This is a genomic window from Mesorhizobium sp. M1365, assembly GCF_040317865.1.
GTDB lineage: Bacteria > Pseudomonadota > Alphaproteobacteria > Rhizobiales > Rhizobiaceae > Mesorhizobium.
Genome location: NZ_JAMYLG010000064.1, coordinates 1 through 17,574, shown reverse-complemented (window position 1 = coordinate 17,574; position 17,574 = coordinate 1). Strand labels below are relative to the sequence as shown.

Sequence of the window (17,574 nt, the reverse complement as noted above, 5' to 3'; positions counted from 1 at the left end):
TCGACCTCAACCTCGTCGAGAGATAGCATGGAGCACTGTTCGCGATGTCCTCGCACACCTGTTCGCGATGTCTCCGGTCCAAACACCCACTTGAGGGGGAGATGTCCGGTAGGACAGATGGGGTCGTCTCGCGTGGATCGGCGACCCCCTCTGTCGCCTTCGGCGACATCTCCCCCTCAAGGGGGGAGATCGGCAGCGCCTTATTCCGCCGGCGTCGTCTCCAGCGCGGCTTTGCGCCCAAAGCGCTGCACCACGAAACGGCCCATCTTCTGGCCGGGCACTTCGATCAGCGTATAGGTGATCCAGGACAGCAGGCACACCACCGGCAAGACGACGACAGTGACGACCGCGAAGCGCAGCGGCGACGACAATTCGTGACCGAACTGGGTGATGACCAGAGCCGCCACCGGCTGGAGAACCAGCAGATGGATCAAATAGATGCTGAAGGAAAGCTCACCCATCAAATGAAAGAACCTGTTGGCGAGCGTCATGGCGATCTTTCTGGCCACGATGCCCGCCATTCCCGGCAGCATCCGGTAGAGAACCAGGGCAAAGAACCCCAGGACGAGCGCTTCGCGCATCAACAGCTTGCCCAGCCCATAGCCGCCGCCGAAGGGCAGCGCCGCCAGCAGCATGGCCAGTGCCAGATGCACGAAGGGCCGCTTCTGCCTTTGATGGACGACACCCGCCAGCAGCATCCCGCACAGGAAAATCTGCATCTTCAACGGCAGGAACGACGGCATCGGAAAATGCACCGACAACTGCCCCATCAAGAACACCATCGCGCTGCCGATCGCGGCGGTCAGGATGGCCGCCCATAGCCAGTCAAGCCTGCGCACCAGCAGCATGATGGCCGGAAACAGCGCGTAGAACTGCATCTCCAAGCCCAGGCTCCAGTCGGGCAGCGGCGTGCGATAGGCGAAATTCGGCACCAGGCCGAACAGGAACAGCAGATGGGCGCCGATATTCTTCAGGCCGCTGTCGAGATAACGCTCGGGCGCCTGCGGCGACCTCAGCAGGAACTCGTCGATGACCATTCTCGACCCGTAGAGATAGGGGCCAAGCGCCAGGGCAACGAACAGCATGACGTAGAACAGCGGCGCTATCCTGAAGTAGCGGCGGGTCCAGAATTTCAGCCAGGTTTCCGGCCTTTGCCAGGGCTCGTTGTCCCGGCGCAGCTGGTAATGGAACACCATCAGGAAGCCGGACAGCATGATGAACAGATCGACGCCGAGGTCCGGTTCGCCAAGAATAGGAATCTGCCAGCCGGTCAACAACAAGCAGTGCCCGATGAGTACCCAGATCGCGGCGAGCGCCCGAAGCCCGTCCAGGCACTCGATGCGCGATGACCCGGCTTCTGTCATGCCGAACTCCTCGATGGCCATGTTGCAATGCAGCATGGCGGCTGAGGGAGGAATGTCAACCGTGCGGAAGGAACACGATTTGCGCTCGGTTGTTACGGAAAAGGCGGAACATCTGAGGGCAATTGTAGAGGCATGCACTTGAACACCCGGGGCGCGAAGGATCGCGGCTTACGCGATCCCGGCAGGCAAGCTCCCGTCTACCTCTTCTTCACCAACCGCGCGTGCCGGCGCCAGTACCACCAAGCCAGCACCCGGTTGCGGAACACTCTTCTCATGGCGCCCATGTCACACCCCCAGCAGCACGCGGCGCTGGCCGGTGAGCTCACTGGGCGACAAATCGGTCTTCACGGTTCCGGCGGTGCCATCATTGGCCGCAAGCTGGGCCCGCAAGGCGGCTTCGCGCGCCTGCACGTCCTTATCGGCAATGGTCGGTGTCGGCGGCAACGGCTTCAGCGCCGGCGGCTTTTGAAAAAGGCACATGGTTTTCTCCAAAGTGAGAGGCTCTTGTCCAGTCGTAGAGCAGAAAATCCTCGCCGTTCCGGCCATAGCCCGGCAGGCGGCAGCGTTGCGTCGCGCCCAGCCGGGCAAGCCAGCGCAGCGCTAGTTGATTGGCCGCCAAGGCGCGGGCCTCGACACGCCAGGCGCCGCGCGCGGCAACTTCAGGCCCGAGCACGGCCTGAAAGAATTCCGTAATCCCAGGGACGCAGCGCCTCATGCGGCGCGTGCCCCAGCTCCAGGCGATCCACAGCCCGCTGCGCTGCTCGGCAGCGCCGAAGCCGGCCTCCGGATTGCCGTCGAGCTCGGCGACATAGGCAAACCCCTGCAGCGCCGTCAACGCCAGCAGCGCCGGCGACCAGTGGTCGAACTGGCAATCGATCTCGGCGCGGTCCTCGAGCCGGAGGTTGGCAGCGATGTAGGAGAGGTCGCGCAAAGTGGCGGGAATGATGCGGAGGATCATGTTGGGTCACTTCCGGCACGCTGCGAAGCGGAGAGCCCTAGGGAAACGAGGCGCCAAGCTAGATTGACTCTCTTTGCCGTCTGGATTTCCTTGGCCTGTGACTTGTGGATGTACCTATGGGAACAAGCGCATGACTTGTAGTAACTGCGCGCCGATCGAGGAGACCCGTACGATCTTTAGCACCGGTCGTCTCGCGGCGGCGATCACGATGGCCAAAGAGGCCATACGCGACGGTATTCTGCAGGAAGTACCGGGTGGTCCTATGTCGAGTGTCATCCCGTTTTCGGATCTCAACCCGGATGGACCATGGGACGATCTGCTTCGTTACCGCTTTCGGTGCACGACCTGCGCACAGGTTTTCTTGCTCTCCGCAGAGACCTATCATGGCAGCGGCGGCGAATGGGCTAAGGAGCCCGGCTAAGCTTTTCGGCACTTCCTCACCGAAACGCCCCCAGCGGATCGCTCTGCCCAGCCTTCCGCCGCGCGGCCTTGAACATCGCCGGGTCGACCTGCGCCTCCCTCAGCATCATCACGCCGTAGCGGGTCGCGGCCATCAGATCGTGGCGCAGCTTCACCACTTGGCCGTCCCTGCGATGATAGAGACGGAACTCCTCGAACCAGGGCAAAAGCGTCGAAACCATCTTGAAGCGGCTTGATTGCATGCGGCCAAGCATCGGCCCGACCGCCACCGAACCGCCGGCGAACTGCGCGCGGGTGCCAAGCCTCTACTTGTAAGCCACTGCTGCGCTTGCAGGTCCCGCCAACGGAATAATCTCGCAGCGACTAAACCCTGCCTCTTTGCACCACTCGGTGAACTGGGCGCCGGTGAAGTCAAACGCCTCGCCAAATTCGATCAGCATGTTCAGCGACATCATGAGACCGAAGCCGTTTTGCCTGCGTTCGTCGTCGATGATGTTCTCGATGGCGACCAGCGCGCCACCGGTCGGCAATGCACGGTAGGCCTTGGCGATCAGCATTTTCTTGTTCTCGAGATTCCAGTCGTGAAGGATCATTCCCATCGTGATGATGTCCGCCTTGGGGAATTCGTCCGCGAAAAAGTCGATCGTCTCGGCGATGACCCGGCCGCCGAGATTGCGCTCCCTCAAGCGCCGTTCGGCGATCGGCTGCACATCGGCGAGATCGCACGTCCGGCATTGCATATGCGGATGCCGCGCCGCGACGATGGCCGAAAGCTGCCCGGTTGCGCCGCCTATATCGGCCAGCGTCTTATATTTGGAAAAGTCGAATTTCTCGGCAAACGCCGTGAAATTGCCCATGGAGATGCCGCTCATCGCGTCCATGAACTGCTCCAGGCGCGCCGGGTCCGCATAGAGCTCGCCGAACATCGACTTGCCTGTCTCCTTGATCTCGTTTTGAGGCTTTCCGGTTTGCAATGCCGGTGTGAGATCGCCCCAGAACCGATACAGTCGTGCGTTCGCCATCTCAAGGATTCCACCGATGTATTGGGGGCTCCGCTTGACCAGGAACAGCGCGGTCGATGGCGTATTGCCGTATTTGCCGGTTTCACCGGCGCCGTCCCTCTGCAGCAATCCGAGCGCGACGAGGGTGTCGAGAAAATCATACGTTGCGCGCGGATGCAGCCCCATCGCGCCTTGCAGTTCGAGGCCCGTTTTGGGGCCGTCCGCAAGCAGCGAGAAGAGTCCCAGTTCCACGGCGCTCAACAATGTCTTGGCTGGCCAGAACCCAAAGCCAATTTGCAGTATGTGGTCTGGAGAAATTCCGTCTTGCATCTGAGCCTCCCCTATCGGCGAACGCCCCCGTGAGGCCACGCCGATGCGTCCCTTGAGCGGGATCATTCGATGCTACACCACGTCCACGGACGTTCACTACAGTTTTCCAATCGGAGCCGGAGCGCATTGCCTCCCTCCCGATTTTCCTCACCGAAACGCCCCCAGCGGATCGGCCTGCCCGGCCTTGCGCCGCGCGGCCTTGAACACCGCCGGGTCGACCTGCGCCTCCCTCAGCATCATCACGCCGTAGCGGGTCGCCGCCATCAAATCGTCGCGCAGCTTCACCACCTGGCCGTCCCTGCGGTGATAGAGCCGGAACTCCTCGAACCACGGCAAAAGCGTCGCAAACACCTTGAAGCGGCCTGAATGCATGCGGTCGAGCATCTCCATCAGCCCGGCTTCGACCGAGACCGAACCGTCGGCGAACTGCGCATGGCTGGCGAGCATGTTCAGCCCGTGTGCGGAATATTGCTTCGCCAGTGCGGTGCCGGCACCTTCCAGCGTCTCGCGGCGGCCGTCGCGCGGCCATGCCCAAGGCAGCCATTCGCCCCATGGTTTCAAGGTCAGCGCCTGCATGGCGGGCGTCTGCTGCGAAGCCCGGCAGGCCTTTGTGACATAGACGACATCGGCCTCCGTATCCCAGGCGAGCTCGACCGCCGCCGAGGGATGGTCCCAGCCGAAATCGAGGGCCCCGAGCCGCGGCCAATAGCGCGGCAGCGGGAACGGCTCGCAGGCGATCAGCTCCTCGGCCACCGGAAAGATGCGGCCGGAGCCGAGCACCGGAATGCCCTTGGCCCGCGCCTCACGCTCATGCGCCGGATAGGCGGCAATGATCTCGGCGCGCTGCTGCGGCGTATAATGCCCGGCATCGTCGATGGTCATGAAGGTGACGTGGCGGGTCATTGTGCGCCCTCGCGGCATTGAATCGTGGTGGCAGGCGCTGGACGTATGGTGCTGTTTGACAAAGAACTTTCCGATGGCGGGACAGCGCCCCTCTCTGTCCTGCCGGACATCTCCCCCACAAGGGGGGAGATCGGATGCCACTCCAGCTTTCGCCAACCTCCAACGTCGACTGCAAAGCGCGGCCGGTGAAATTGCCAATCTCCCCCCTCGTGGGGGAGATGTCCGGCAGGACAGAGGGGGGCGCGAAGGAACGCAACGGATGAGAAGAGCGAATGCTTCTTTCCTGAACTTGCCTCACCCCCTCCCCATCCCTCCCACCTCCCCCGCAGACAAGAACAGCAGCACCACATCGCTCATGCCGAGCAGCGGCGTGAAGGTGACGATGGTGATGCCGCCGGTGGCGTTGGTGCGGGTCAGCCCTTCGGAATAGATGTCGAGCGGCGGTTCCTCGTCGAACCAGACGCCGTGCAGTGTTTCGCCCTGCCATTTCTCGCGGCCCTTCTCGTAGCTCTTGAACGACAGCACCGATTCGCCGGCCTGGACGTCGCCGCCGCCGCCCCAGCGCACCACGACGCTGTCGAGCGCGCCCGGCGCCCGCCCCGCCATCGTGCTGACGAGGGCGTCGGCCGGGATCATGCCGGTGCCCCAGGCCGCCTGCTGCTGCGGCGGGCCGATCAGGATGCGCTGCGGGTTGTCGCGCGTGCTTTCGCCGGTGACGCCGGCCGCCCACATCCGAACCGGACAATCGAAAACCTTGCCTTGCCACCAATCTGGATAGCGGCCGGTGAGATGCATCGCCCACTCGGCGCCGCCGGCCCTGGTCTTGCCGAGCTGGTTGCCGGCCATGAACAGGCGCTCGCGATTGGTAGCTCCAGCGGCGTGGAACTCGGCCTGCCGGGGATAGGGCCGATAGGCGGCAAGCTGGTTAGTGCGGCGCCTGCGGTCCAGCTCCGCCAGCAGGCTGAGATATTCCGTCCTTGCCGCCCGGCTCTGCGAGGCCTTTTGCGAAGCCCGGCTTCTCGAGGAACGGCCTAAGGACGGCTTCGAGGCCGCGGATGCGCTGCCTGATTTCGTCATCGCTCAATGCATCCAGATTGTTGATGTTGACACTAATATCCTTGGGCAGCACCGACAGCACGAGCTTCAGATACTGATCGGGCTTTTCGGCGCGCACCTCGGCGATGACGCCGGCGCCATGGGCGCGAAAATCAGCGCGGATCGCTTCGAGAAAGCCGTCAGCCAGCGTCTTCTTCGGCCGCCTGGTTCGGCTGCCGGGTGCTTGATCGTGCGGCTGCGGATCGCCGGTAGAAGGAGCCTTGGCCATGCCCTACTCCGCCGTCCCGGCGGACATCGGCTTCTTGTTGCCTGGCCGCACGATGCGCCTGCGCGGCCTGGCCTTCTTGCCGGCGCGTGCCGACTTCGGCTTCCGCGGCTGGCTTGCGGGTTTCGCATCAGTCGTCGTGCCGGGCTTCATCGCAGCGGCGTCAGGCAAGGCGTTCAGCCTTGCCCTGAGAATTGCCACCGCGTTGCCGTCGAGTGCTTCCGACGGGAAGCCGAAGCCGCCGACCGCATCGACGGTACCGCCGCGCACCATGCCGATCCGCACGCCGGCGGCGACCTGCTCGAAGCGGCCATGGCGTGCGTAGGGTGCGGCGCCGGCAAACTCGCCAATGGCGCTGACGACCTCGCGGCCGTCATCGTCGGTGATGATGGTGGCGTAACGGTTGGACATGGGGATGTTCTCTGAAGTGGGCGCACGGGCGCGTTGGGAAATCTATGGACGATAGGTGATTGCGGACCGGGATAGTCGGTCGCGTTCATTCGCGCCGACATACCTCGGCAGCACACGCAACATTCGGTCGAACAGGAGCCCGAAATGAAAAACCCGCCTCGACGGGCGGGTCGTTGGAGCCAATTAGCACCATACCGAAATTAGTAGCATAGCTGCCGGCACAAAGCAAGAACAAAATGTGGCGCGGCGGCAGAAAAATGCGCTGCCGACCTCGCATCCCCGTCGGTGAACGGATGGAAAGAGGGGCGAAAAAGGCGGGGCATTGCGTGAGACTTGCGTTGATGGGATGGTGGTTGCGCTTGAGGGGAACGCGTCATGGGCAATGTCACCAGTCACTACGGCAGCGAGGGCAGCGACGGCATCGTCGATCGCATATTGGCCGCGATCCCGGACGCCGACCCGGCCGGCAAACTCGCGGCCGCGCAACTCTATCCGTTCGATCAGTTCCATGGCCGCGAGCTGACCGCCACGCAGGAGCATGCGGCCCGTCTTGCTCCTTCGCCGACAGATAGAATCCTGGATATCGGCAGCGGCATTGGCGGGCCGGCAAGGTTTCTGGCCTCGGCCTATGGCTGCGAGGTCGACGGCATCGACCTGACACCAGCCTTTGTCGCCGCGTCGAGCCGACTGACCGCACTCAGCGGACTGGCAGACAAAGTTCGCTTCCATCAGGCCGACGCAACGAAACTGCCTTTTGGCGACAGCACCTTCGATGCGGCGATCTGCTTCTATGTGGGCATGAACATCGAGAACAAAGCCTCGGTCATCGACGAGGCCTGGCGCGTGCTGAAACCGCGAGGCAGGCTGATCTGGACCGAAGCCGTGCTCGCCGGCGGCGAGCCCTACTATCCCATGCCCTGGGCGGTTTCTGCGGCGACCAGCCACCTCGCCGATCGGGAAAAATTGAAAACCCTGTTTGTCGATGCCGGATTTCGCATCGACGAAATCGTCGACGAAACCGGCGAACATGTTGAGCTGGCGCTGAAGAGAGCCAATTCCGGCATCGTGCCCTCGCCGGCGCAGCAGCAGGCAAATGAAGTCGTCATGGGCGCGGAATTCCTGCAGCGCCGCCGCAACTACATCCGAAGCCTGAGTGACGGAAAACTCGCGTCGCTCGCCGTGATCGTCTCCAAACCGGCCTGAAACAAAAAAACCGCCTCGGCGGGCGGGTCGTTGGAGCCAATTGGCACCATACCCAGATTAGTAGCATAGCTGCCGGCACAAAGCAAGAACAAAATGTGGCGCGCGGCGGCAGAAAAATGCGAATTCCGTTCAGCGCCTCGCCTTGTCCGCCTCCCGATTGACCTTCCAAGAAGACCGCTAGGCTGCATTCCTTCGCGCCCCCCTCTGTCCCGCCGGACATCTCCCCCACTTGGGGGGAAATCGGCTTTCGCGCCGGCTTTCGCCAATCTCCAACGTTGCAGGAAGAGCGCAGCGCCGAAACCGCCAATCTCCCCACTTGAGGGGGAGATGGCCGGCAGGCCAGAGGGGGTACTGTCCCGAGCGCTGTCCCGCCGACTTCACAGCCGGCAACACAAGCAACGTTCGATCGAAAAGAAGCCTGAAAAACAAAAACCCGCCTCGGCGGGCGGGTCGTTGGAGCCAATTGGCACCATACCCAAATTAGTAGCATAGCTGCCGGCACAAAGCAAGAACAAAATGTGGCGCGGCGACAAAAAACCGAATTTCTCTTCGGCGCCTCGCGTTACCCGCCAGCCACTTTGTGGGCGCGAACGCAGCGTCGGCAATTGGCGCTTCCTCCATTTGCCGAGGCATCTCACCGGCCGACGAGCAGCCGCAGCCGCGGATCAGAACAGGCATTCGCGCGTTTGAACCCCAGCCAATGGGAGCAAAAGCCATGAACGTCGCCAATCTGCAACTCGAAGGCCTGCTGATGGCCATCGCATCGATCAATCAGGTCCTGGTCCGCAAGGGCGTGGTCTCCGTCGAAGAGATAGACATCGCCTTGCGCAAGGCCGAAGCCAGCGAGACCAACGAGGAAAGGTCCGAAGGCATGTCGGCGTCGAGCCGCGATGCCGTCAACTTCCCGATCCGGTTGCTGGAGTTGGCCAATCAATGTCAGCCGGAGACGGACATGCCGTCCTTCTCGAAACTGGCGCGCATGGTCGGTCAGATCAAGGAATCTTACAACGACCAGATGTGACGCGGCGACCGAGGATGACCGCCGCAGCAAGCTTGGCATCACCCCCTGCCAAGCCTCAGCGCCAGGACGCGGCCCGGCCCGTGCACGGCGGCAAACAGCAGCCCGGCCAGGAAGGTAAAGTGATCGACGAAGAAGCCGAACTCCGCCTGGTTGCCGGCCCAGTGCGACGGCCCGTGGAAGGCGAAGCCGAGGAACAGCACATAGGCGCCGGCGACGAGTGCTGCCCATGAGAAGAAGGCGCCAGTCAGGAAACATAGAACGAGGACGACCTCGAGCAGGGCTGCGCACCAGGCCAGGAACAGCGGGAACGGAAATCCAGCCGCCGCGATATAGCCGGCGGTGGCGCCGATATCGATGAATTTGAAGATCACGGCCATCAGGAAGACGGCGGCGAAGATCAGGCGGGCGATAAGGATTGCCGCGGTCTGCCACGGCGACTGAACGGTTGATTGAGCGGTTTCCAAGGTCATGATGTCCTCCCAAGAGTTACGGTGGTTGTGCCCCAAGGACGCACCACCAGCCGCAAGCCCGACATCATCCCCCGAAAAACCTGAGAGATACAAGCGCCGGCACCAAAGTGGCGCCTTCCCTTCTCCCCTTGTGGGAGAAGGTGTCGCCGAAGGCGACGGATGAGGGGTGCTCCAGCTTGGCGCCGGCGGCACTCCGTCCAACACCCCTCATCCGTCTCGGCGCTGCGCGCCGATCCACCTTCTCCCACAAGGGGAGAAGAAAGGTTGCGCTACCCCAACTTGACCCCCGGCTTGCTGATCGGCTCGCGTACCGTTCCATACTGGCTGCCCCAGCGGTCGGTCATCGCCCAGCGTATGTCCCAGAGTTCCGGGAAGAAGCGGTGGCGGGCGCCGGCTTCCAGCAATTCGACCGGCCGGCCCTTCAGCGATTTCGCGCCGAGGCCGATCGTGCGGTGGATGAGATAGAGGTGGTTGGCACGGAATTTCTGGAACAGCTCGTCGAACTCGATCAGCGCTTCGGCAACGACATAGCTGTCGCCGTGATCGTAGCCGGTATCGTAGACATCCTCGACCGAAAGGCCGCGGTCGTCGAGGTACGACGCCTTGAAGGCCCGCCACAGATCGGGCGGCAGGCGCAACAGCTGCTTGAAACCTGGCGATTCCTGGCCGCTGCCATTGCCGAGTTGCAGCCGGATCTGCTGGTATTCCTTGGGCGACATGGTTTCGAGCAGGTCGAGCTGCGCCGTCATCAGCCGCATCAGCCGGTGCACGCGCCCCATCAGTGTGACGATGCGATGCGTGTCCTGCTTTTCCAGGAAATCAACGACATCGACCAGCGTATAGGCGATGAGCTTCATCCACAGCTCCTCGACCTGATGAACGATCTGGAACTGCAGCTCGTCGGCATTCACCATCTCGGCCAGCGGCTTCTGGCAGGCCAGCAGCCTGTCGCATTTGAGGTAGACGCCATAGTCGCGCATCTCAGGCGTTTCGATGCGGGCATAATAATCCTGCTTGTCCATGGCCATGCTCCTTGCCGCGGCCGTTGGGCCGCAGGCGCTTGTTGGATCCCGTTCCCGAGTCTAATCGCTTTCTTGCCGAACATTGTCCCTTTCTGTTATTCGATTAGCGCAAAATGAAGGACAAACACTGCGTCTGAAGCGGATAGGAAGAACGAATGATGCTGGATGCGGTCGACCGGAAGATCATAGCTGCGCTCGAACGCGAGGCCCGCATCTCCTTTGCCGCGCTCGCCGACGAGGTCGGCTTGAGCAAGACGCCGTGCTGGAAGCGGGTCAAGACGCTTGAGGACGCCGGCGTCATCCGCGGCTACTCGACCCTGATCGACCCAGCCAAGCTCGGCTTCGGCATCGAAGCCTTCATCCAGGTGTCGATCGATTTCGAACTGTCGGACGCCTTCGAGGCGGCGGTCAAAAAGCATCCGCTGATCCGCCGCTGCCACGCCACGACAGGCGAGGCCGATTATCTCCTGCAGATCGTCACCGTCGACATGATGGCGCTCGACAGGATGCTGCGCGAGGAGCTCAGCCGGCTGCCCGGCGTGCGGCGCACCATCACCTCGATGGCGATGCGCGAGATCAAGGGCGGCATCTCGTTCGCCAATGCCGTCGGGCATGCGCAGACCAAGCGATAGTCAGGCCCTGGTCATCAATTCGCGTCCCAGCCGCTTCGGTTGCTCGGCGCGCAGAACCACATTTGTCGTCACCGTGCCGTACCGGCCGATGCTGTCGACGATGCTTTCAAGATCGGGCGGTGACGGGACCACGACCTTGACCAGAAAACAATCCTCGCCGGTCACCCGCAGCACCTCGACCACCTCCGGCAATTGGGCGAACTTCTTCAGGCAGGCCTGGATATGCTCATGCGTGGTGCGCAGGCGGATGACCGCCATGGTGCCGAGCCCGAGCGCTGCCGAATTGATCACCGCCTTGTAACCGGTGATGACGCCGCGCTCCTCCAGCCGCTTCACCCGTTCCGAGGTGGCGGGCTGGGACAGTCCGACGCGGCGGCCAAGCTCGGAGATGCCGATGCGGCCATCCTCCTGCATGATCTCAATGATCGCCAGATCGGTGGGGTCGAGCCTTGGCCGATAATCGCCGTTCCGCATGATCGCCCTTTAATCCATCGGATTTCGTCGCTGCTTTCCGATGATCTCTCATTCCGCCACCTGGGAGAAGACCTAGAATTGCACGCGCTGCATCAGGAAAGAAGGGCTTCGCATGACCGACTTCATCATTGTGCCGGGCATCGGCGGATCGGGCGAAGCCCACTGGCAGACACGTTGGCAGCAGGCAAACCCGGCGATGCGGCGGTTCAACCCGGCGAGTTGGGACGCGCCGAACCTCGACGACTGGGTGGCTGCGCTGGAAACCGCTGTATGCCAGGCAAGGACACCGCCGGTGCTCGTCGCCCATAGCCTCGGCTGTCTGCTCGTCGTACACTGGCAGCGGATCTCCCCCCGCTCTATCGGCGGCGCGTTGCTGGTCGCGGTTCCGGACCCTGCGTCGCCGGCCTTCCCCTCCTCCGCCCGGGCCTTCGCCGACGCACCGCAACAACGGCTTCGCTTTCCGTCGCTGATTGTCGCCAGCACCAACGATCCCTACGGCTCGCTGGACTATGCCAGGGCGAAATCCGAGCGATGGGGCAGCGATCTCCATATCGCCGGACCGCTTCGCCACATCAATGGCGACAGCGGGCTCGGCGACTGGCCGGCGGGAATGGAGCTGCTGACAGCTTTTCTAGGTCAAACGCAAGCAATCGCCCGAGGCGCCGTGCTTCAGCCGTAACCGCACCAGGACGGCTATCGCGCCGCCGCCCTGATCTGGTTTGCGCCGCGCCTCAGTTCGATGCTGCGGCAGGCGTGCTGAGTTCGAGGAACGGTACGGTCGAGCCCGGGATCATCGACTTCGGCAATTCGCCGTTCCATCTCTCCGCCTTGGTCAGTTCGACCAGCAGCGGATTGTTGGCGATTGCGGCGGCGCGAGCCTTGATGGCGCCCGCGGTCGCATCGCCTTCGACCCTGGTCTTGTAGGCGCTGGCCTCGGCTTCGGCCTTGACGCTGTCGGCGCGGCCCTTGGCCTGGGTGACGGCGATATCGGCCTTGATCTTTTCCTGCTGCAGGTTCTGTTCCTGCTTCTGCACCTCGACCTGCGCCGTCATCCTGGCTTCGACCGCCTGCTCGTAGGCATCGGAGAAGTCGATGTTCTCGACCTGCACGCTGTCGATCATCACCGGGCCGTCGGTTACCGCCGCGATGGCCTCGGCGACGTCCTTGTTGAACTTCGCCCGGTTCTGGATAACCGACACCGCGTCGTACTGGCCGAACACCGTCTTGATCTCCTGCGGTGCTTTCCTGGCAATGACGCGGTCGGCCAGTGCCTCGATCGATCCATAATTGGTGTAGACGTTGCTGACTTCGGCGGCCGGCACGTGGAAATTGACGGTGACGCGCATGTCGGCCGGTTGCTGGTCGCGCGAATAGGCCTGCATGGCCGGCAGGCCGCTGCAATCGTTCTGGTTCTCGCAGCCCCATTTGAGCACCTGCTGGCGCAGGCTGATCTTCTCGACACGCTGTAACCACGGCAGCTTGAAATGCAGTCCGGGATCAACGACCGAACTCAGCGCTCCGTTGGTCAAAAGCACGCCGCGGTCGCCCTGATCGATCGTGTACCAGGATCCAAACAGCGCAAAGACGCCGAGCGCCACGATGACGAGTGCGATCAGGCCGGAACCGATCGACCCCGATGCCATCCCCGGCTTGCCCTGCGGACGGCTTGAATTGCCTTGCGTTTCGGTCATCACCCCACCCCAACCTGATTGCCCGTGCTGCTTTTGCCCACAATAGTGGCGGCATTGCAATCCTCTGGATATGGAAAGACCTTCGGGGCAGCCGGCCGGACCGGCGGGTGGTTCAGGGTGGCCAGCCGATTTCCCCTGCAGCCGCGGCTGCGGGCTGGGACGCGTTGCCTGGCGTCTGCTTCTGCCGTCCGGCATCGGTTCTGCGCTTCGGGCAATCCTCGTAGTCGTGGTCGCAGATTGCGAAGGCTTGCGCACCGGCAAGGTCGATTTCGCCACGGAACCGCTGCCGCCGCATGAAAGTTATCTGCTCATTGCAACGGGAGCACAGGACATGGCCGACGACCCGAACCGCTACGAGACCGGAGCGAGGAAATATCCGGCAAAGACGAGCCGCGACGCGGCCGACGAATTTTCGCAGGATGCGGCCGGCAACAAGCCACCTCCCGGCGGCATGGGATTGACTAGGCCGGCTGACGATTTCGACGACAGGACCCTGCATTCGGAGGGCCAGAACCCGCCGCGCGCAGCGATCCGGCCAGACGGCAAGGCCACCGCCAAGAAGCCCGGCAAGGACGCAAGACGATGAACGTCGCCAATCTCCAGCTCGAAGGATTGATGATGGCGATCGCGGCCGTCAACAACGCGCTGGTCCACAAGGGCCTGCTGTCGGTCGACGAGGTCGACATGGCGTTGCGCCGGGCCGAGGCGGCGATGACCAGCGAGGAGCGTCTCTATGAAGACATGTCGCCATCCAACCGCGACGCCGTCTGCTTTCCGCTCAGGCTGCTGCAGGCGGCCAACAATGCCCAGGGTGAAACCGGCGTACCGTCCTTTGCCGAACTGGCCAGGATGGTCGGCCGGACCAAGGAGCCCTATAACGACCAGATGTGATGGAGGACGCCATGGCCGACGACAAATCCAAGACCAAGCAGGATCGCAAACTGGTCTCAGGCGAAGAGCCTTACGAGGTCGCTGCCTTTGCCCGCAAATACGGCATACCGCAAAGCGAGGCCGCGACCATCATCAAGCGTTACGGCCCCTCGAGGAGGAAGCTCGACGCGCACATGGCGAGCCGCAACGCCTGATCCAACTCTGGCGGCGGCCGCCGTTCACGCCGGAAGCGTCCCTGCCCTGCTGCCTTGTCGAGAGCATCGGCACCGTCAGCCGTGACCTGTCGGGTTCGCCCTTGTGGGGATTCAACGCCTGGTTTTGACAGCCGCGGAATACGCTCGCGGCGCAACAACTCATTTACCTCGACGCTGTACCAGTCCGATGAGCAAAGCCGGGGGGTCGGATGCAGGAACAATTATTGCGCTACGAATGTGTCATGGAGCCGAACGGCCGATGGATGGTGTGGGACATCGTTCACGATCTGCCGGCGCAATTTTCGCAAATCGCGCTGATCGGCCTGAGCCGTCGTGAAGCGGTTTCGCTCTGCCGGCTGCTCAACGAGACGAGCCGTTCCGAGACGCGGCAGAGCCGGGCCTCCTGAGAAGCATGCTCTCAGGCCTGCCCAAGCGCGAGGGGATCTACATGCGATCGACAATATTCGGTCTGGTCCTGCTGCTGCCGGCCGCCGCCCTGGCAGAACCGATCGAGACGCAGAAGATCATCACGGCGGCGACCGGCGACTGGAACAGCGACGGCGCCGCCGATCTGGCGATGATCGTGGAGACCGAGCCCGGCCATCCCATGGACATGTATTTTTTCCTCAAGGATCGCGATGGCGATTTTCTAAAACCTGCCGGGGTCGTGCATGAACAGATTTACGGCGAATGGAAGGATTATGACCGGCCGGGCCCCGCCACATCCGACACCGAGCCCGAACTCACCGCGCTCCCCAACGGTTCGATCAAGCTCTATGTTCCGGCGATGGAGATCGGCAGCGAGCGGACCAACAAGACGCTGACGCTCGCCTGGCGCAACGGCACGTTCGTCGTCGCCGGTTTTGCCTACGATTATTGGGATTACATGGACGACAATGTTGCCGGCGACTGCGACTACAATGTGCTGACCGGCAAGGGCAAAAGCAGCAAGAAGCTGGCGGACGGCAGCACCAGGCAAGCGACCGTATCGGTCGAAGGCAAGGTCATCGCATTCGCGGAATGGACCCCGGGCACTGGCTTCAGCGCTTGCGGAGAGTGAGAGGTTTCGGTTGCCTCACTGCAGCGGCGGCTTCCACAGCAGGCTGTTGCGATCGGCGGACTTGACGCGCAGCCAGGTTTCGCGGCCATCGCGCAGCACCCGGAGCGGGATCTCGGCACCCGCCGGGCCGCTCTTCCAAAGCTTGCGATAAAAATCGGCAAGCCCATCGACCGCCGTGTCGCGGACATCCGAGATGACATCGCCTTGGCGAAGGCCCGCCTGGGCGGCTGGACCGCCCTCGGCGACGCTCATCACCACGACCTTGCCGTCGCTCTCGGCCGAGAAGGCGCCGAGCCACGGCCGCGGCGGCCTGGCGACCTGCCCGCGCGTCAGCAGATCGTCGAGGATGGGCGGCAGAAGATCGATAGGCACCACCATGTTGATGTCGGCGACCTCGCCGTTGCGGCTCATCTGCAGGCGCAGTGAACCGATGCCGAGCAGCCTGCCATCCGCGCCGATGAGGCCGGCGCCGCCCCATGAGGGGTGAGCCGGCGCCGTGAAGATCGCCTCGTCGAGCAGATATTCCCAATAGCCGGCGAATTCCTGCTTGGTGACGATCCGCGCCCGCACGGAGCGGCCGACGCCGTCGGCGAGCACGACGGGATCGCCAATCTTGGCCCTGGACGCATCGCCGAGCGCAATGGCGGGCAGCCCGAGCGGCGCCAGCGCCTGCACCAGGCCGAAGCCCGACTCCTGGTCGTAGGCGAGCGCATGGGCGGGAACCACGCGCCCGTCCTGGTCGGCCAGCCAGACCTCCTCGGCCTCGGTGATGAGATAGCCGATGGTGAGTACCAGCCCGTCGCCGCGGATGACCACGCCACTGCCCTCGCGGCGGGTGCCAAGTGTATTTGCCGTGAAGGCGTCCTCTGGCACGGTGGCGCGGACGGCCACGATGGATCGCAAAAGGGGTTCGATATTCATGCTTTGGTTCCTGGCAATGTTCGCAGCTGATATGGGCTATAGGTATGGCGCAGGTGATCAGGCGCAAGAGGTGGCGCCGGCTTTGGCGTGGACCGGCGCCGCGCCGTTCGCGCCGGGGTTTTGCAACAGCGCCGGCAGCCCTATCTGTACCTACGGCTATCCCAAGCTGCCCTATGCAAAGTTCCTCCGCCATTGCCCACGTTGATATCTGATATCCTCCCAACCCAACCCTTCCAAAGGCCTCCCAAATGAACGACTACGCAACGGACCAATACACGCCGCCAAAAGTCTGGACCTGGAACAAGGCAAATGGCGGCGCTTTCGCCAGCATCAACCGGCCGATCGCCGGCCCGACGCACGACAAGAAACTGCCGGTCGGCAAGCATCCGCTGCAGCTTTATTCGCTGGCGACACCGAACGGCGTCAAGGTGACGATCATGCTGGAGGAACTTCTGGCGCTCGGCCACAGCGGCGCCGAATACGACGCCTGGCTTATCAGGATCAACGACGGCGACCAGTTCGGCAGCGGCTTCGTCGAGGTCAACCCCAACTCGAAGATCCCGGCCATGATGGATCGCAGTGGGAAAAAGCCGGTCCGCATCTTCGAATCCGGCTCGATCCTGCTCTACCTCGCCGAAAAATTCGGCGAATTCCTGCCGACGGAGCAGCCGGCTCGCGCCGAGACCCTGTCATGGCTGTTCTGGCAGATGGGCTCGGCGCCCTATCTCGGTGGCGGCTTCGGCCATTTCTACGCCTATGCGCCGACGAAGATCGAATATGCCATCGACCGCTTCGCCATGGAAACCAAGCGGCAGATGGACGTGCTCGACCGACGCCTCGCCGAAAGCGAGTATTTAGGCGGCAGCGACTATACGATTGCCGACATTGCGGTGTGGCCCTGGTATGGCGGGCTGGCCAAGGGCCGTATGTATGACGATTCCGGCGAGTTCCTTCAGGTGGAGCAGTACAAGAACGTGCAGCGCTGGGCCGACGCCATCGACGCGCGGCCGGCGGTCAAGCGCGGCCGCATGGTCAACCGCACCTTCGGCGAGCCTTCGATGCAACTGCACGAGCGCCATGACGCCAGCGATTTCGAGACCAGGACGCAAGACAAGCTCGCGGCGGCCAAAAGCTAAGCGGACGACTGAAACTGCTGATCTCCCCCCACAATGGGCAGGGCTATTGCAGATGGAAAGCCGAGGCTTTCGCTCTACGATGGACCCCCACCCCTAACCCCTCCCCACAAGGGGGAGGGAGACTTCCGTTGGCGCTGACCTCGGCAAATTG

At 62.9% G+C, this 17,574-nt stretch carries 25 protein-coding genes and 1 pseudogene; 11 read left to right on the top strand and 15 right to left on the bottom strand.

Features of this window, described 5'->3' with window-relative positions:
• Positions 1 to 200: 200 nt before the first annotated feature.
• The 9 genes and pseudogenes from NKH04_RS31500 to NKH04_RS31460 all read right to left on the bottom strand — a co-directional run bounded on the left by NKH04_RS31500 (position 201) and on the right by NKH04_RS31460 (position 6,708).
• A complete protein-coding gene (locus NKH04_RS31500) occupies positions 201 to 1,400 on the bottom strand; it encodes an acyltransferase family protein (protein WP_353045505.1) in 1,200 nt (399 codons plus the stop codon).
• A gap of 249 nt (positions 1,401 to 1,649) precedes the next feature.
• On the bottom strand, positions 1,650 to 1,775 hold the full coding sequence (locus tag NKH04_RS31495) for a hypothetical protein (RefSeq protein ID WP_352906155.1): 126 nt from the start codon (positions 1,773 to 1,775) through the stop codon (positions 1,650 to 1,652).
• A gap of 4 nt (positions 1,776 to 1,779) precedes the next feature.
• On the bottom strand, positions 1,780 to 2,322 hold the full coding sequence (locus NKH04_RS31490) for a hypothetical protein (protein ID WP_352920145.1): 543 nt from the start codon (positions 2,320 to 2,322) through the stop codon (positions 1,780 to 1,782).
• A gap of 437 nt (positions 2,323 to 2,759) precedes the next feature.
• The gene (locus tag NKH04_RS31485) at positions 2,760 to 3,011 is read right to left on the bottom strand and encodes a hypothetical protein (protein WP_352920147.1); all 252 of its coding nucleotides are present in this window, start codon (positions 3,009 to 3,011) and stop codon (positions 2,760 to 2,762) included.
• A gap of 36 nt (positions 3,012 to 3,047) precedes the next feature.
• Positions 3,048 to 4,139 carry a methyltransferase gene (locus tag NKH04_RS31480; protein WP_352541145.1) on the bottom strand — a complete coding sequence of 364 codons (1,092 nt, stop codon included), beginning with the start codon at positions 4,137 to 4,139 and terminating at the stop codon, positions 3,048 to 3,050.
• Between the two features lie 81 nt (positions 4,140 to 4,220).
• Positions 4,221 to 5,117 carry a phage terminase large subunit family protein gene (locus NKH04_RS31475; protein ID WP_502896439.1) on the bottom strand — a complete coding sequence of 299 codons (897 nt, stop codon included), beginning with the start codon at positions 5,115 to 5,117 and terminating at the stop codon, positions 4,221 to 4,223.
• Between the two features lie 189 nt (positions 5,118 to 5,306).
• Positions 5,307 to 5,924 (bottom strand): annotated as a pseudogene (locus NKH04_RS31470) (terminase large subunit domain-containing protein); the annotation flags it as partial.
• Positions 5,902 to 6,300, bottom strand: coding sequence for a hypothetical protein (locus NKH04_RS31465; protein ID WP_352920151.1), 399 nt, complete (start codon positions 6,298 to 6,300; stop codon positions 5,902 to 5,904). The gene NKH04_RS31465 and the pseudogene NKH04_RS31470, both read right to left, overlap by 23 nt.
• Before the next feature lie 3 nt (positions 6,301 to 6,303).
• Positions 6,304 to 6,708, bottom strand: coding sequence for a hypothetical protein (locus tag NKH04_RS31460; protein WP_352920154.1), 405 nt, complete (start codon positions 6,706 to 6,708; stop codon positions 6,304 to 6,306).
• Between the two features lie 375 nt (positions 6,709 to 7,083).
• On the opposite strand from NKH04_RS31460, the gene NKH04_RS31455 reads away from it, so the two are divergent.
• On the top strand, positions 7,084 to 7,911 hold the full coding sequence (locus tag NKH04_RS31455; protein ID WP_352920157.1) for a class I SAM-dependent methyltransferase: 828 nt from the start codon (positions 7,084 to 7,086) through the stop codon (positions 7,909 to 7,911).
• Between the two features lie 377 nt (positions 7,912 to 8,288).
• Here NKH04_RS31455 and NKH04_RS31450 read toward each other — a convergent pair whose 3' ends face one another.
• The gene (locus NKH04_RS31450) at positions 8,289 to 8,516 is read right to left on the bottom strand and encodes a hypothetical protein (RefSeq protein WP_352920160.1); all 228 of its coding nucleotides are present in this window, start codon (positions 8,514 to 8,516) and stop codon (positions 8,289 to 8,291) included.
• A 110-nt stretch (positions 8,517 to 8,626) separates the two neighbouring features.
• On the opposite strand from NKH04_RS31450, the gene NKH04_RS31445 reads away from it, so the two are divergent.
• Positions 8,627 to 8,932 carry a hypothetical protein gene (locus NKH04_RS31445; RefSeq protein ID WP_352920162.1) on the top strand — a complete coding sequence of 102 codons (306 nt, stop codon included), beginning with the start codon at positions 8,627 to 8,629 and terminating at the stop codon, positions 8,930 to 8,932.
• Positions 8,933 to 8,970: 38 nt separating this feature from the next.
• Here the strand turns inward: NKH04_RS31445 and NKH04_RS31440 are convergent, their stop codons facing one another.
• Both NKH04_RS31440 and NKH04_RS31435 read right to left on the bottom strand, forming a co-directional pair.
• Positions 8,971 to 9,402: a DoxX family protein gene (locus NKH04_RS31440; RefSeq protein ID WP_352816941.1), complete on the bottom strand. Its 432-nt coding sequence runs from the start codon at positions 9,400 to 9,402 to the stop codon at positions 8,971 to 8,973.
• 269 nt (positions 9,403 to 9,671) lie between these two features.
• Positions 9,672 to 10,424 carry a tryptophan 2,3-dioxygenase family protein gene (locus NKH04_RS31435; RefSeq protein ID WP_352816944.1) on the bottom strand — a complete coding sequence of 251 codons (753 nt, stop codon included), beginning with the start codon at positions 10,422 to 10,424 and terminating at the stop codon, positions 9,672 to 9,674.
• Between the two features lie 155 nt (positions 10,425 to 10,579).
• On the opposite strand from NKH04_RS31435, the gene NKH04_RS31430 reads away from it, so the two are divergent.
• Entirely contained in the window at positions 10,580 to 11,056 is a 477-nt protein-coding gene (locus NKH04_RS31430) for an Lrp/AsnC family transcriptional regulator (RefSeq protein ID WP_352920166.1), read from the top strand.
• On the opposite strand, the gene NKH04_RS31425 is transcribed toward NKH04_RS31430, so the two are convergent.
• Positions 11,057 to 11,530, bottom strand: coding sequence for an Lrp/AsnC family transcriptional regulator (locus NKH04_RS31425; protein ID WP_352472087.1), 474 nt, complete (start codon positions 11,528 to 11,530; stop codon positions 11,057 to 11,059).
• A gap of 112 nt (positions 11,531 to 11,642) precedes the next feature.
• Here NKH04_RS31425 and NKH04_RS31420 point away from each other — a divergent pair, with 112 nt between their 5' ends.
• Positions 11,643 to 12,209 (top strand): RBBP9/YdeN family alpha/beta hydrolase, encoded by a 567-nt coding sequence (locus tag NKH04_RS31420; protein WP_352820018.1) that lies wholly within the window; start codon positions 11,643 to 11,645, stop codon positions 12,207 to 12,209.
• 52 nt (positions 12,210 to 12,261) lie between these two features.
• Here NKH04_RS31420 and NKH04_RS31415 read toward each other — a convergent pair whose 3' ends face one another.
• On the bottom strand, positions 12,262 to 13,221 hold the full coding sequence (locus NKH04_RS31415) for a prohibitin family protein (protein WP_352465360.1): 960 nt from the start codon (positions 13,219 to 13,221) through the stop codon (positions 12,262 to 12,264).
• Positions 13,222 to 13,447: 226 nt separating this feature from the next.
• Between NKH04_RS31415 and NKH04_RS31410 the strand changes: the two genes are divergently transcribed.
• The 5 genes from NKH04_RS31410 (at position 13,448) to NKH04_RS31390 (ending at position 15,366) form a co-directional block, all read left to right on the top strand.
• The gene (locus NKH04_RS31410) at positions 13,448 to 13,807 is read left to right on the top strand and encodes a hypothetical protein (protein WP_352820019.1); all 360 of its coding nucleotides are present in this window, start codon (positions 13,448 to 13,450) and stop codon (positions 13,805 to 13,807) included.
• On the top strand, positions 13,804 to 14,112 hold the full coding sequence (locus NKH04_RS31405) for a hypothetical protein (protein ID WP_352472092.1): 309 nt from the start codon (positions 13,804 to 13,806) through the stop codon (positions 14,110 to 14,112). The genes NKH04_RS31410 and NKH04_RS31405 overlap by 4 nt, the downstream gene beginning before the upstream one ends.
• Positions 14,113 to 14,123: 11 nt before the next feature.
• Positions 14,124 to 14,306, top strand: a complete 183-nt coding sequence (locus NKH04_RS31400) for a DUF3606 domain-containing protein (protein WP_023675702.1) — start codon at positions 14,124 to 14,126, stop codon at positions 14,304 to 14,306.
• Between the two features lie 209 nt (positions 14,307 to 14,515).
• The gene (locus NKH04_RS31395) at positions 14,516 to 14,713 is read left to right on the top strand and encodes a hypothetical protein (RefSeq protein WP_352472094.1); all 198 of its coding nucleotides are present in this window, start codon (positions 14,516 to 14,518) and stop codon (positions 14,711 to 14,713) included.
• A 41-nt stretch (positions 14,714 to 14,754) separates the two neighbouring features.
• The gene (locus tag NKH04_RS31390) at positions 14,755 to 15,366 is read left to right on the top strand and encodes a hypothetical protein (RefSeq protein ID WP_352780813.1); all 612 of its coding nucleotides are present in this window, start codon (positions 14,755 to 14,757) and stop codon (positions 15,364 to 15,366) included.
• Positions 15,367 to 15,381: 15 nt separating this feature from the next.
• Here the strand turns inward: NKH04_RS31390 and NKH04_RS31385 are convergent, their stop codons facing one another.
• On the bottom strand, positions 15,382 to 16,287 hold the full coding sequence (locus NKH04_RS31385; protein WP_023675699.1) for a S1C family serine protease: 906 nt from the start codon (positions 16,285 to 16,287) through the stop codon (positions 15,382 to 15,384).
• Here NKH04_RS31385 and NKH04_RS31380 point away from each other — a divergent pair.
• Positions 16,286 to 16,492, top strand: a complete 207-nt coding sequence (locus tag NKH04_RS31380; RefSeq protein ID WP_352981255.1) for a hypothetical protein — start codon at positions 16,286 to 16,288, stop codon at positions 16,490 to 16,492. The genes NKH04_RS31385 and NKH04_RS31380 overlap by 2 nt on opposite strands.
• Positions 16,493 to 16,535: 43 nt before the next feature.
• Positions 16,536 to 17,423 carry a glutathione-dependent disulfide-bond oxidoreductase gene (gene yghU / locus NKH04_RS31375; protein WP_352685185.1) on the top strand — a complete coding sequence of 296 codons (888 nt, stop codon included), beginning with the start codon at positions 16,536 to 16,538 and terminating at the stop codon, positions 17,421 to 17,423.
• Positions 17,424 to 17,574 lie beyond the last annotated feature (151 nt).

Bases quoted from the DNA above. Each gene is read 5' to 3' on its own strand.
- NKH04_RS31500 (WP_353045505.1), bottom strand. From the start codon at position 1,400: ATGCTGCATTGCAACATGGCCATCGAGGAGTTCGGCATGACAGAAGCC.
- NKH04_RS31490 (WP_352920145.1), bottom strand. From the start codon at position 2,322: ATGATCCTCCGCATCATTCCCGCCACTTTGCGCGACCTCTCCTACATC.
- NKH04_RS31480 (WP_352541145.1), bottom strand. From the start codon at position 4,139: ATGATCCCGCTCAAGGGACGCATCGGCGTGGCCTCACGGGGGCGTTCG.
- NKH04_RS31465 (WP_352920151.1), bottom strand. From the start codon at position 6,300: ATGGCCAAGGCTCCTTCTACCGGCGATCCGCAGCCGCACGATCAAGCA.
- NKH04_RS31460 (WP_352920154.1), bottom strand. From the start codon at position 6,708: ATGTCCAACCGTTACGCCACCATCATCACCGACGATGACGGCCGCGAG.
- NKH04_RS31455 (WP_352920157.1), top strand. From the start codon at position 7,084: ATGGGCAATGTCACCAGTCACTACGGCAGCGAGGGCAGCGACGGCATC.
- NKH04_RS31445 (WP_352920162.1), top strand. From the start codon at position 8,627: ATGAACGTCGCCAATCTGCAACTCGAAGGCCTGCTGATGGCCATCGCA.
- NKH04_RS31440 (WP_352816941.1), bottom strand. From the start codon at position 9,402: ATGACCTTGGAAACCGCTCAATCAACCGTTCAGTCGCCGTGGCAGACC.
- NKH04_RS31435 (WP_352816944.1), bottom strand. From the start codon at position 10,424: ATGGACAAGCAGGATTATTATGCCCGCATCGAAACGCCTGAGATGCGC.
- NKH04_RS31430 (WP_352920166.1), top strand. From the start codon at position 10,580: ATGATGCTGGATGCGGTCGACCGGAAGATCATAGCTGCGCTCGAACGC.
- NKH04_RS31425 (WP_352472087.1), bottom strand. From the start codon at position 11,530: ATGCGGAACGGCGATTATCGGCCAAGGCTCGACCCCACCGATCTGGCG.
- NKH04_RS31420 (WP_352820018.1), top strand. From the start codon at position 11,643: ATGACCGACTTCATCATTGTGCCGGGCATCGGCGGATCGGGCGAAGCC.
- NKH04_RS31415 (WP_352465360.1), bottom strand. From the start codon at position 13,221: ATGACCGAAACGCAAGGCAATTCAAGCCGTCCGCAGGGCAAGCCGGGG.
- NKH04_RS31405 (WP_352472092.1), top strand. From the start codon at position 13,804: ATGAACGTCGCCAATCTCCAGCTCGAAGGATTGATGATGGCGATCGCG.
- NKH04_RS31400 (WP_023675702.1), top strand. From the start codon at position 14,124: ATGGCCGACGACAAATCCAAGACCAAGCAGGATCGCAAACTGGTCTCA.
- NKH04_RS31395 (WP_352472094.1), top strand. From the start codon at position 14,516: ATGCAGGAACAATTATTGCGCTACGAATGTGTCATGGAGCCGAACGGC.
- NKH04_RS31390 (WP_352780813.1), top strand. From the start codon at position 14,755: ATGCGATCGACAATATTCGGTCTGGTCCTGCTGCTGCCGGCCGCCGCC.
- NKH04_RS31380 (WP_352981255.1), top strand. From the start codon at position 16,286: ATGCTTTGGTTCCTGGCAATGTTCGCAGCTGATATGGGCTATAGGTAT.
- NKH04_RS31385 (WP_023675699.1), bottom strand. From the start codon at position 16,287: ATGAATATCGAACCCCTTTTGCGATCCATCGTGGCCGTCCGCGCCACC.
- yghU (WP_352685185.1), top strand. From the start codon at position 16,536: ATGAACGACTACGCAACGGACCAATACACGCCGCCAAAAGTCTGGACC.